An 11,568-nucleotide genomic window follows, 5' to 3' on the forward strand; every position below is an offset into this window, starting at 1 on the left:
GAAGTACCCGAACGGGTGGGACCTCCCCGTATTCGAATCCGACGGAACCACCCAAATCGGCACATTCCACGTCGGCGGCTAACACCAGTTCACGGTCCCCCAACGCGACAGCTCGTCTCGAGAACCGGATTCCCGCATCCCGCGATTGTGGACCGGCTCACCTTCCACGGCACCATCATCGAAACCCGGCACCGGTAGCGACCGACTCGGACACACCCCGAACGCAGCGGACCGCGCTAGCCGTCGACCGGTGATTTGACGTGGGCCGTGTGCGTCTCTGAGTGGTGCCCCCGCGGAATATCGACCGGCGTATTCGAATGCGCTGTCCTGTCTCCCGTGAGTGTGGACGACAGGACAGCGTGGTGCTCAGTTCAGCCGTTCGTTGCGGGGTCGAAGCACTTCTGGACGTCGAGGCCGCTCTCCTTGACCTGCGCCAACACCGTGTCGGCATCCTTGCCCGGCTCGATGCCCATGTCCGTCAGGCACTCGCGGTACCTGATGAATGTTTCGGAGTCGTACGAATGGGCAATCTGCCACCGGAAGTCGACCGGCGCGAAGTCGACGTAGCACTTGTCATACACTGGCGCCGCTTCGGCTAGGTAGGAGAATTCGTACACACCACCGACAACGCGCTTGCCGGCAAGCGCGGCACCCCCTTCGTTCATGCACGCTTCGAACTTCGCGAAGGCGTCGTCGTAAACCTGCTGCGTGACGACCTCCACACCCTCGGGCAGGGGTCCAGCTTCGGGGTTGGTGAATGCTCCACCGGACGCAGCCAACCCGCCGACTGTCACCATGCCGGCCGCGGCCACGAGCGCGCCTACGATGATCGTTCGCTTCCTGGCAGGGTGCGCCTTCGTGACATCCCCCGCCTCCTGCGCCACGTGGTTCAGCAGCGCTACCCGGCCCGCGGCGAGCACCTCCGGGGCGGGTTCGCGGCTGTCGTCACGAGTGCTGCGGAGCAGTGTCAATTCGTCCATGATCCGTCTCCTGTTCGAAGGTTCTGATGCCCGCTGCGCGGCGTAACTGGCGTCGCGAGCGATTGAGTCGTGAGCGCACCGTTCCCACGGGAACCTGCATCGCCGCGGCGATCGACGCGTAGTCGAGATCGCCCCAGGCATAAAGCAACAGAGTGTCGCGATCCGCGTCTGACAGTCTGCGCAATGCCTTACCAAGGCGCCGACTCAGCCGTTCAGCGTCGATACGGGACCCCGCCTGCTCGATGAAGTCCGGTGCAATCCGCGCGGCCATATCGGCAGACATGCCCTTCCATGCCACCGCTTCGACTCGAGCGTGCTTGCGCATCAACCGGGTCGCGATGCCCAACAGCCACGGCCGCGCATCGCTGACCGAAGCGTCGTAGGCCGACCGCCGCTCGAACGCAACCATGAAGGTCTCCGACATCACGTCCTCCGCGACGTGGTCACCCAGCCGCTGCGCGACATACCGGTACACAGACTTGGCATGACGATCAAACAACATCGCGAACACAGCCGGCTCTCGCGCCGACCTTTCAATCACCTCGTTATCGGGGCTCACATCCGTATTGCTCATTTCCCTCGAATCGGTTCACGCCAATCTTGCCTTCGCTCGGAAATCTCCGTGACGAAAGACATAGGGGTCCCCCACCGCGACACCTTCGAGCTTGATCGCTCCGGGCTTTGCTTGACACTCTTCGAGGCCCGCGACGGCACCGACTCGGCTAAAGCACGCCGGTGGTTCCCCGCGAATGTCAGGATGCTCGCCGCTGACCAACCTTGAAGGGTGAGAGCCGGAGTTGGTTCAAGGAAGTGAGTGGATGATGGGTCGAGTGCGTCCGATTGCCCTGCTTGTTGTCGCGGGGGTCGCTGTCTCATTGACGGGGTGCGCGAGCCAGGCCGCTGCAGAGATTGAAACCCCAACTCAGGATCGTGCTCGGTKGGTCATGCCGCTTGACGAGTTCCAGAGTGCAACGATGACGGATCTGCCCAACTACGCGGAAAACCTTCTCGTCGCAGATTGTCTGAGCCAGGACGGCATCGAGTGGCCCATCCCGTGGCAGCCGACCGATGAAGCCAGCTATCTCGAGTCCCCTGCGAACCTTTCAACCTTTCCTGCGCTCACCGTGGATCTCGCGCAGGCGTCGGGCTACCGGGCTGATTTCACGCCCGGATGGAGCGGAAAATCGCCCGAGTCCTTCCGTGCGCTCAATGCGATTGCCACATCCACGCCCGGCTTCGAACCGCTCCAGCGCTCGTGTCTTGACGAGGCCCGCAAACAAGTCCCCACGATCGAACTGTCGGAAGCAACGAACCGGGTGCTGGGCTGGATGTGGGAAGCACAGGAGGTCGCCAATCGGGCGCCAGCGGTTGTGAAAGCGGGGGTCGACTGGCAGCAGTGTCTGAAAGCCGCGGGGTATTCGGCTGTCCCGGAGTCCCCGGTCGGTAGCGACGAGTCGATGCCGACCCAGGCGCTTCTGAGGGAACTCGGCATTCCGAGCCGGTGGGGCGATGGTGACGGTGCGCCGGAGAACGCGCTGACGGCGCAGGAGATCACTCTGGCCGTTGACGATGCCAGCTGCCGGGACTCCAGCGGCTGGTCAGAAGCGATGTATCAGGCGATGTGGGATGCCCAAGCAGATGTGGTGTCGGCAAACGCCGACGAGCTGGTCCGCATGCGCGGCAAGTGGCAAACGGACCGCGAGTCGATCCTCGCGATCATCGCCGCGCACGCCCCCGCCCACTGATCATGCGCCGTGTCGTCTTGGCGGCGGGCAGTGTGTTCGCTGCCGTTGTGCTCGTCGGCGGTGGCTGGGTTGCCGCGAGCGCGTTCACCTCACCGGCGCAGTGGGCGGCGCAGGCCACGGCACCGCCTCCCGCTCCCATCCTCGCTGACGTCACTCAGGGCGACCTCGTCGATGAGCGGACGATCGGCGCGATGGTCGTTCCATCGTCGACTTCGATCGCGACGCTTGAGGCTGTTGAAGGGGCCGCTCGGAGCATCGTCACGGCCAGTGCCCTGTCCACGGGCGCTGATGTAGCCATCGGCACGGTGCTTGTTCAGGTCAACGGGCAACCGGTCTTCGCGTTGGCGTCGCCGTTCCCGCTCTACCGTGACCTCGGTGTCGGCGACGCTGGACCCGACGTTCGGGTGCTGCAGGAGAACCTGAAATCTCTCGGCCTGCTCGACCGGGTGGATGGCGAGTTCGGCGCCGGCACCGCGGTCGCCGTCACAGCGCTTTACCGCAGCGCGGGTGTACCGGCACCCTCCCGGGCGGCACCCACCCGGGCGGCGGAACCGAGTGATGCGGGCGCCGAGTCCGACCTACCGACGGCGGAACCTGCGTCGTCCGTCTACCTGCCACTTTCCGCGGTCGTCGCGGTGCCCGAATTGCCGGCAACTCTTTCATCCGCACCTGCGGTCGGGATGGACCTCGCGGCTGGGGCTGCGGTCAGCTTCGCGGCGACGACGGCACTGCTGCGGCTGGCAGTCCCCGTCGAACTGGCCGCCGTGCTGGTGCCTGGCACCGACCTGATCTGCACCGTTGGGGCGGCGTCCGACATCCCATGTCGCGTCCAGGCGGTGTACGACGCGACAGCAGATGCCGCCGGAGCCGGCGGCGGCGACGAGGTGATGACGTGGGCGGATATCGTGCCGCTCGAGACGACGATCGGGGCAGACCAGGCCGATGAGAACGCACGCATTCGGATTCACGTGGCGACGCTCGCCGAAAATGCCCTGCTCGTCCCGGCGATCGCCATCGCACAACAGGGCACCGACTCGGGTACCGTGCTCCGGCAAGGCGACGGCTCGTTCCAAAACGTCGATGTGCGGATCCTTGCCGTACTGAACGGCAAGGCCGCGGTCAGCGGCGATCTGCGTGTTGGCGACAGATTGCGGGTGGACAGGTGACGTTCATCGAACTCCGCGGAGTCTCGAGAACGTACGCGTCCGGCGCGGAGCAGGTCCACGCGCTACGCAACGTCAACTTGTGTATCGAGCGGGGCGAGTTCGTTGCGGTCGTCGGCCCGTCCGGAGGTGGAAAGACGACCCTGCTCTCAATCATCGGCGGCCTTGATGTGCCGTCGGCCGGCAGTTACCTGCTGGAGGGTCGGGAGGTGCCGCGGCACGAGGGAGCAGCGCTGGCCGCGATCCGGGCCAGCACGTTCGCGTTCATCTTTCAGGGCTTCCACCTGCTCGAACAGCGACCCGCGGCGGACAGCGTCGGTCTCGGGCTGCACTACCAAGGCGTCGCAGGGCCCGAACGACGCGTCCGCGTCCGAGCCGCCGCTGAGCGCGTGGGCATGGAGCCGCGGCTGTCCCAACGCACCGCCACTCTCTCCGGAGGCCAGCGTCAGCGCCTCGCCATCGCCCGCGCGATCGCTACCGGATCTCCGGTCCTTCTCGCCGACGAGCCGACCGGAAACCTCGACTCAGCAACCGGGGCTCAGGTGATGGCGGAACTGGAGCGACTCCACGCCGCCGGCGTCACCGTGATCGTGGTGACCCATTCCGCCGAGGTCGCCGCAGCCGCGAATCGGGTGGTGCGGATCACCGATGGCGTCCTGACGGAAGAGCGAAGCGCCACCGCTCCGCCGGCAGCGAAAGCCACGCAGAGCGCAGACGCAACCGGTTCACAACCCACGCACCGATCGCATCGACCGCGGCGAGTCGAGTCCGCGATGCTCATGCTGAGCGACGCTGCCGCTTCGGTGTTTTCCCGCCCCCGGCAGTCGGTGGCTCTCGCGGCGACTGTGGGGCTCGCGGTAGCACTGCTGGTCACCACAATCGGGCTGACCGATTCGACGAGCGCACAGGTGGTCGCCACCTTCGATGCTCACACGAACCGAGAAGTGACAGCATCCTGGAGTTCCGACGAGATGCCTCTGGACGCTGCCTCCGCGTTGGGGTCGGCGCTGAGGCTCGCGGCGGTCGACTCGGCTGCGGTGGTGACGGACTTTCCACAGACGACAGTCGGGAATCTTCGCGGGGACGAGCGAGTCGTCACCGTCCACTCGGCGGTGGGCGATCTGCCGGCCGCGGCGGGCATGGAGACGGGTGGCACGGCCAGCTTGGCGCCGGGCGAGGCTCTGATCGGTGCCTCGCTCGCCGAGCAGCTCGACCTCGGCCCGTTCGAGGCAGGCCMAGTCATCACGGTGAACGAGAACATCTACACGGTCCGTGGTGTCGTTCGCTCGTCCTCGCGACTGCCGATGCTCATCGGCGAGGTGGTGGTTAACGACGCGGGTTTGGCAGGCACGAGCGAACCTGGTCGGAGGCAGCTGCTGATACTTGCACGGCCGGGTGCGGCGCAGCAGATCGGGAAGCAACTGCCGGTCGCCCTCGACCCGTATTCGCCGGCGTCGTTCAGCGTTCAGGTGCCCACCGACCCGCGGACGCTGCGCTCCGAGATCGAAGGGGGCGTTCAGGCCGCGCTGATCGCGTTCACCGCCGTCGCCGCGCTGATCGCGTTGTTGACCCTGATGAACTCGATCGGCGCCGCCGTCACGGCACGGCGCGCGGAACTCGGCCTGCGTCGCGCGCTCGGCGCTCGCTCTGGACAGCTAGCGGGCCTGGTCATGACCGAGTCGGCGTTTGTGGGCTGCGCCGGCGGTATCGGCGGGCTGATAGTCGGCATGATCGCCATCCTCGGCTTCACGATCGCGCAACGTTGGGTGCCGGTCTTTGATATCCGCCTTGCGCCCGCCGCTATTATCGCGGGCATCGTGGTCGGTGCGCTGGCGTCGCTGTTCGGTGCGGTGCGAGCTGCCCGGGTCCGACCTGCCGACGCGCTCCGGCAAGGAACATGAGGATTCCATGTCAGGATCGGCTGGCGGGAGCAACCTCTCCTCTCGAAGGCACCGATCGGTGCCTCGCAGGTCGTTGGAAGGAGGCGGGTGGACGATCGCCGCGTCGCCTTCGAGGCGATCTTCGCAGACCACCACGCCGCCGTGCTGCGGTACGTGGAACGCCGCGTCGACGACCGTGAACAGGCCCGAGAGCTGACCATGGACTGCTTCGAGATCGCCTGGCGCAGGTTCGAACCCTCCGCGCCGTTCCGTCGGCCCTGGCTCTTGCAAACCGCCCGCAACCTCGTCGGCGACTTCTACCGGAAACGAGACCGAGAACGCGACGGCATCCGCGACCTGGTGGACGCCACCCCACAATCGGACACGACATTCGACAACGTTGAACTGCAGCTCGCGCTACGCCGGATGCCAGGGCGGGAAAGGGAGGTCTTGGAGCTGTTCTACTGGGACGGTCTGTCCGCTGCGGAGATCGCCGAAGTCGTAGGATGCCGGACCTCTGCGGCGTGGAAGCGACTCAGCCGCGCGCGGGAATCACTGCGCGCCCTGCTGGATGAACCGAACGAGCCGCCAAGCGGGCAGGCCGTACCGGCTCACCGCGCGTCCACACCGCGGACCGGGGGAGGTGCGATGGCCTATGTCGTGGAGTGAAGATCGCCTCGCACGCGCGATGCAGGAGATCGACCCGGCGAAGACACCAGCGGACGCGTCTCCCCGTTCAAGTGAGTGGGCGCGCATGCGGACCGTGATGGTCAGCCCGTCGCCGCGCAGAAGGAGCGCGCCACGCCTTGGCCTCCGGTGGGCATTGGCCGTGCCCGCACTCGCCGTTGCCGCTGTCCTGTCGCTCACGATCGGGACACTGACCGCAGCCCCCTCGTACGCCGCCACACCTCCTCCGCTGGTCGCGCAGCCGCTCACAGCGAGCATCGATCAAGTGATCCAGGCATCCCTGCAGACGCTGCGTGCGGAGCCACAGGCCATAGCGATGCGTGATGCCCAAGTAGTGCGTTGGGAACTGCGCGACGACGGCGGCGACGACCCCGTAATCGTTCCCGAGTGGCAGGAGTGGGTCTGGAACGAGGACGGAACGGGACACCTCACCGCCACAGCAGGAGCGCCCTACTCCGTCACCGAGGATGGACAGATCGTGGCGCCGGTCGGGGAAGCACCCTCCGAGGGTGCGAAGATCAGTCCCGTCAGCGACGACCCGCCGCGGTACGGCTACTTCCCCGAAGAGCCGCCGCAGGACGTCGCCGCATTGCGCGACTATCTCAGGAACGCAGCCCATCTTGCTGCAGACGCGGACACCCTCGCCTGGTGGGGAGCGATCAGCGCCCTCCGTGACGAGTGGAGCCTGAGCCCTGCGCAGCAAGCCGCCTCGCTGCAGATCCTCTACGAATCGGGTGGACTGAGCGTACTCGGGGACGTCGTGGACCGATTCGGTCGAGCGGGAATCGCGCTGTCCGTGACCTCGAGCGATCGCGAGCAATTCGGGGCCACAATCGTGCTCGACGACGCGTCGCGCCAGATCATCGCGGCCGACATCCTCTACCTCGGAGGAATCGACAGACTCGACATCGAACCTGACTCTGTCATCCAATACTCCGCCTGGTTGCTTCCTCGCCCCTAGCCGTGCCATCCATGCCGGATCCGAATCGCTCCCTTGCCCCCTGAGCGACTCGCATGCCGGTCGCTCAGCGCTCTCCGCTCATGATCCGTATCCCAACGAGAACAAGTCCAGAACCAATCGACGCTGCGCCGATCGCCATGATGGTGATCCCTCCGCCCAGCGGTAGGAGTGTTCCAACGATCGCCATCCCAAGGCCGACGAGGAATAGGGCCGCGATGTAGCCGGTAACGGCCGTAGACGTGTTCACCGAGAGAATGTATCGCGATTGTGACTGTGTCTCTTCCCGGTCCCTCGCCGCGACGCGGCGCGAGTCGCCGTCCTATCCGTCGAACACATCGGCACTGGCGAAGGCGGCGTCGTCGGGGAGCAGTTCTACCAGGAGTGGCGGGCAGTCGTCGAGCATCACTCGATCCGGCGACGGCATCGGTTCTGAGCCGAAGTCTGCCTCCACCGTGTAGCAGGTGTAGACCTGGCTCGGCCCCGTGTAAGTGCGGTTCTCATCGGTCGGGACGGCCTGCCGTGGGCCAGACGAGATGAACACCGCGACCTTAGCGGATGAATCCGTTGCGACCGTGTCGTAGAGAACGATGCCGCCTCTGTCGAGCTCGAGGTCCGCAGCGGATGACGCACTCCCATCCCAGCGCATGCCGTCGAGGGCGTCGAGGTACGCAGCCGGCCCATTCTCCGCAGGTTGAAATAGATCCTCGGAGAGGGGATCCTCGAACGTCGCGATTTGCCTCGCCAGCACCCCGTCGATCCCGCTGTCGTAGCCGTGGTACTCGGTGGCGCATCCCGTGAGGGCAATAGCCCCAGCTACCGAGAAGACGATCGTGACGATCAAATTGTGCTTCTGCGCTACGGTCACTTTCCACCCTCCCATTCAACGGTGACCCCGGGTGAGCGAACGAGACCGATCGAAGCCGCCGCGAGAAGGATGGCCAAGGCTCCGCTGAGCACGACCGCCACCGCTGCCCCTGGACCCCGTTCAGCCCGGGACGACGTCCTGCTGGACATCGCGGAATCCATCGACGGTGAAGTCACAACGCCGACGCTACCGGGCATGCCCCCACTCCGCCGATCACCCTGGCGGTCCTCTGACGCACTGATCGTCACGCTGGGGGGTCCATCACCGCGACACCCGCGTCCTTCATGAATCCCGCCGCGGGCGCGCGGGTGGTTACGGTGTTCAGCATGGGTGATGAGTCGATCGGGCTTGCGGAGTCGGGATGGACGACGCTCGCGAGGGAATTCATTCCTCCGTCTCACCGGCATCTGCCGATGCTGAGGATCTACCTGCCGTTTCGGGATGATGACAACGCCCTGGTCCGGTGGTCCGCGTATGTGCCGGTCGAAGAGCACTCGGCGTCGCTGAACTGGTTCGAAGCCGCCTATTCCGATGCGGACCAACATCCCGCCGTCCGGGACCTCACCTCCTGCATGGGGGAACTCGACCAACTGACCGCCGACGCGCTGCGCGACGCGGTCGGCAGCATTCAACTTCGATGCCTCCGATGGACGGGCTACGGAGAGACTCCGGACACCGACTCAACCACGCGCGTGTTCGGTCTGGACTTCTTCGCGGCTGCGCTCACTCCAGATGACCTGCAGCCGGAACGACGAGTCCCCGAATTCGCATGGGACGACAATGCACGTCTGGCCTGGGGCGGTCGCCTGTACCCGGACTCGCTGATCGTCGCCGCGGAGCTTCCTCTCTTCAGACAGCTGAGGAATGATCCTCGCCTCGACACCGCGACAGTCTTCCCTGACAGAGACGTCCTGCCAGCGAGCTCCGGAGACTGACCACGGCGCCCCATCGCCGGTCCTCCAGTGCGACAGCCCGCCAGGCCCGAGAGATCCCTCCGCTGGACGCGACGGGATTCGGTCCGATCCGGGCCGCGTCCGAGGCCCCTGCAGCCGCTCACTCGATACCGCGGCACCTGCGACTAGCATGACGTCACACATGGTCTGCCATGGTCCATCCGGTCAGAGGAGAATTGGTGTTCGGTAACGAACTCTTGCTTTGGTACCTGCTTCTGGCAGTTGCCGTCGTTGTCTTGGTCTCCGCACTGATCGGCGCGGCCGTCGCTCGTCGCCGGCGTCGCCGAGGCGGAAGCGCTGCTGGCGAGCTCCAGACGCCTGACGCCCGCACCACGCCTAACGTGTGATTCAGGCTCAGTTTCCCCGACGACGCCACGGTTCCTAGAGGCAAGCTGGCATCAGGGGCGCCCGTCATTCACGAACACAGCCGTAGGTGACGTCATCTCGGTCGTGACAGCGCCGATATTCGGGCCGCCTTCTTGACGTCCGATATCGGGTCCCCCAACGAGCCGACGGCCATACGGGCGGGTATTCACCTCCTTCTCTGAGCGTGCACCCGCTCACCAAACGGATTTGTCAAAGAAGGTGGCGTGGTGCGTGGACGAAGCACCATCTGCCGGGCATGTATAAGCATGAGCGAGCAAACAAGAGGACTCATGGACGATTCGTTGGACGACTTGCTGGGTCGCGCGGGCATCGAGGTGGTCGACGAGCCGCAGGTCTCCGCGGCCCTTTCCGCGTTGCTGACGGTCCGAGCTACCGAGGGACGCACTCGGGCGAGGAAGCGGCGGTTCGTTCTTCCGGCCGTGACGATCGGCGGGTTGCTTGCTCTCGCCGGTGGGGGTGCGGCCATTGCGACTCAATGGGGACCGTGGATCCCAGAAGTTGCTGACCCGGACATCGTGTTCAGCCGCGACTGGTACGACGTCGCCGGCGACTACCTGGGCTACTGCGAAGGGCGACTCGTCACCACCTATTGGGCCGAGGGGACGGTCGACGCTGCCCGCGCGTATTACCGGACGCTGGACGCCGACGCGCTCGAACCGGACCGGGACTCGGTGGCGTTGGCGCTCTGGAGCCAGGGTGAGCTCGACCGTATCGGGGAACTAATTTCCGGGGCATCTGCCGAGGACTTCGACGTGGAGCCGAAAGCGCCGTCGGACAACAGTCCGAAGATCGCCGATGCGCGCATCCTTCACAACGCTCTGATGACGACGGTGTACAGCGGGATGACCGTGGCACTGCACGACGGCAACATCTCCTCCGCGGGGGAAGTCAAGTGCACGACCGACTCCGTCGATTCGGCCAACCAGTGAACTCGGAGTTCGAACAGGTCGTGCGGGATGCCGGGCCCAGCCTCCTCGGCTACTTCCTCCACCGTGTCGAGATTCGAGACGATGCCGCCGATCTCGTAAACGAAACGATCGTCGCAGCCTGGAAAGCCGCCCACCGGGCACCCCCTACACCGGAAGCCGCGCGGATGTGGCTCTTCGGAGTGGCCCGCAACGTTCTGCGCCACCACACCCGAAGCGCCCGACGCCGGGACGCCCTCACCAGGCGACTTGCCGAGGCGATTGAAGAGACACCACCGCCCGACGACGAACGACATGCCGTACGGGCCGCTGTGGAGTCGCTCCCCGACTCCCTAGCGGAGCTCATTCGGCTTGTGCACTGGGACGGGTTCAGCATCGAAGAAGCCGCCGGCCATCTCGGCGTTGTGTCATCAACGGCACGCAGCCGGCACGCACGTGCCAAGCAACTTCTCCGCGCAGCTCTCGCGACCTCGACCTCGACCTCGAGCGACGCAGCACAAACTGCTGCCACCGATCGACTAGCGTCACCGCACCTCTGAAAGGGCCCAGCATGCAACCACCCAGCATCAATCCCGCCGACATCACCTTGCCTCCAACGGAACCCATCGACATCACCTGGCTTATTGCACAACTAGAACGGTCGTAGCCCTCACGGTTGATCAAAACCCGCATGGAGACTATTCGGTGCGCCGGTCCCTCAGCGCACGCCTCAGAGGAGGCGGTCGATCTTCGTGTTGGTGGGTGAGTCTCCGGTACTTCCCGGCAAGATGTCTCGGTCAACCCGGACGGACACGGAATCCAAGCGCGGGTCGTTGCGGAGTTGCCGGAGGATCGACGACTCCGCGGCCACGATGAGAGAGTCCGGGTACAGTCGGCCACCCCATGCCAACCGCTTATCTGCATCCCATGCGAACTCCGGGATGCGGCGCCCCGCCTGTACGTCGGCAGRGACCAGGTCGGCTTCGAAATAGTCCTCCCCATGCACGCGAACCGATTGCCCGGTGGGGACCTCGCCGTATCC

Annotated in this window: 13 protein-coding genes and 1 pseudogene; 9 read left to right on the forward strand and 5 right to left on the reverse strand. The window is 65.5% G+C overall.

Translation table 11 applies throughout. The features are described 5' to 3' along the window. Positions 1–371 precede the first annotated feature (371 nt). Complete coding sequence (locus AC1DVT_RS13130) at positions 372–971, reverse strand: hypothetical protein (protein WP_477389506.1); 600 nt, start codon at positions 969–971, stop codon at positions 372–374. Beyond that, positions 946–1,554 (reverse strand): RNA polymerase sigma factor, encoded by a 609-nt coding sequence (locus tag AC1DVT_RS13135; protein WP_477389507.1) that lies wholly within the window; start codon positions 1,552–1,554, stop codon positions 946–948. The genes AC1DVT_RS13130 and AC1DVT_RS13135 overlap by 26 nt, the downstream gene beginning before the upstream one ends. A 400-nt stretch (positions 1,555–1,954) precedes the next feature. Between AC1DVT_RS13135 and AC1DVT_RS13140 the strand changes: the two genes are divergently transcribed. The 6 genes and pseudogenes from AC1DVT_RS13140 to AC1DVT_RS13165 all read left to right on the forward strand — a co-directional run bounded on the left by AC1DVT_RS13140 (position 1,955) and on the right by AC1DVT_RS13165 (position 7,416). Beyond that, positions 1,955–2,725 carry a hypothetical protein gene (locus AC1DVT_RS13140; RefSeq protein WP_477389508.1) on the forward strand — a complete coding sequence of 257 codons (771 nt, stop codon included), beginning with the start codon at positions 1,955–1,957 and terminating at the stop codon, positions 2,723–2,725. Positions 2,726–2,727: 2 nt separating this feature from the next. Then, a complete protein-coding gene (locus tag AC1DVT_RS13145) occupies positions 2,728–3,891 on the forward strand; it encodes a peptidoglycan-binding domain-containing protein (RefSeq protein ID WP_477389509.1) in 1,164 nt (387 codons plus the stop codon). Continuing rightward, positions 3,888–4,388, forward strand: a pseudogene (locus AC1DVT_RS13150) (ABC transporter ATP-binding protein); the annotation flags it as partial. The gene AC1DVT_RS13145 and the pseudogene AC1DVT_RS13150, both read left to right, overlap by 4 nt. A gap of 273 nt (positions 4,389–4,661) precedes the next feature. Continuing rightward, the gene (locus AC1DVT_RS13155) at positions 4,662–5,789 is read left to right on the forward strand and encodes an ABC transporter permease (RefSeq protein ID WP_477389518.1); all 1,128 of its coding nucleotides are present in this window, start codon (positions 4,662–4,664) and stop codon (positions 5,787–5,789) included. An 87-nt stretch (positions 5,790–5,876) separates the two neighbouring features. Beyond that, positions 5,877–6,437 carry an RNA polymerase sigma factor gene (locus AC1DVT_RS13160; protein WP_477389510.1) on the forward strand — a complete coding sequence of 187 codons (561 nt, stop codon included), beginning with the start codon at positions 5,877–5,879 and terminating at the stop codon, positions 6,435–6,437. Between the two features lie 160 nt (positions 6,438–6,597). Further along, on the forward strand, positions 6,598–7,416 hold the full coding sequence (locus tag AC1DVT_RS13165) for a hypothetical protein (protein ID WP_477389511.1): 819 nt from the start codon (positions 6,598–6,600) through the stop codon (positions 7,414–7,416). Between the two features lie 64 nt (positions 7,417–7,480). Here AC1DVT_RS13165 and AC1DVT_RS13170 read toward each other — a convergent pair whose 3' ends face one another. Together AC1DVT_RS13170 and AC1DVT_RS13175 are read right to left on the reverse strand one after the other, a co-directional pair. Beyond that, complete coding sequence (locus tag AC1DVT_RS13170; RefSeq protein ID WP_477389512.1) at positions 7,481–7,663, reverse strand: hypothetical protein; 183 nt, start codon at positions 7,661–7,663, stop codon at positions 7,481–7,483. Between the two features lie 72 nt (positions 7,664–7,735). Further along, on the reverse strand, positions 7,736–8,281 hold the full coding sequence (locus AC1DVT_RS13175; RefSeq protein WP_477389513.1) for a hypothetical protein: 546 nt from the start codon (positions 8,279–8,281) through the stop codon (positions 7,736–7,738). Positions 8,282–8,607: 326 nt separating this feature from the next. Between AC1DVT_RS13175 and AC1DVT_RS13180 the strand changes: the two genes are divergently transcribed. From AC1DVT_RS13180 to AC1DVT_RS13190, 3 genes are all read left to right on the forward strand, one after another. Further along, complete coding sequence (locus AC1DVT_RS13180; RefSeq protein ID WP_477389514.1) at positions 8,608–9,216, forward strand: hypothetical protein; 609 nt, start codon at positions 8,608–8,610, stop codon at positions 9,214–9,216. 608 nt (positions 9,217–9,824) lie between these two features. Continuing rightward, a complete protein-coding gene (locus AC1DVT_RS13185; RefSeq protein ID WP_477389515.1) occupies positions 9,825–10,550 on the forward strand; it encodes a hypothetical protein in 726 nt (241 codons plus the stop codon). Beyond that, positions 10,547–11,086, forward strand: coding sequence for an RNA polymerase sigma factor (locus tag AC1DVT_RS13190; protein ID WP_477389516.1), 540 nt, complete (start codon positions 10,547–10,549; stop codon positions 11,084–11,086). The genes AC1DVT_RS13185 and AC1DVT_RS13190 overlap by 4 nt, the downstream gene beginning before the upstream one ends. 170 nt (positions 11,087–11,256) lie before the next feature. Here AC1DVT_RS13190 and AC1DVT_RS13195 read toward each other — a convergent pair. Then, positions 11,257–11,568 (reverse strand): hypothetical protein (locus AC1DVT_RS13195; RefSeq protein ID WP_477389517.1); only part of this gene is annotated, 312 nt, incomplete at its 5' end.

The organism is Microbacterium sp. P2_F9, from assembly GCF_056403635.1.

Excerpts from the sequence above, each read along its gene's own strand:
- AC1DVT_RS13135 (WP_477389507.1), bottom strand. The coding sequence starts at position 1,554 with ATGAGCAATACGGATGTGAGCCCCGATAACGAGGTGATTGAAAGGTCG.
- AC1DVT_RS13140 (WP_477389508.1), top strand. The coding sequence starts at position 1,955 with ATGACGGATCTGCCCAACTACGCGGAAAACCTTCTCGTCGCAGATTGT.
- AC1DVT_RS13145 (WP_477389509.1), top strand. The coding sequence starts at position 2,728 with ATGCGCCGTGTCGTCTTGGCGGCGGGCAGTGTGTTCGCTGCCGTTGTG.
- AC1DVT_RS13180 (WP_477389514.1), top strand. The coding sequence starts at position 8,608 with ATGGGTGATGAGTCGATCGGGCTTGCGGAGTCGGGATGGACGACGCTC.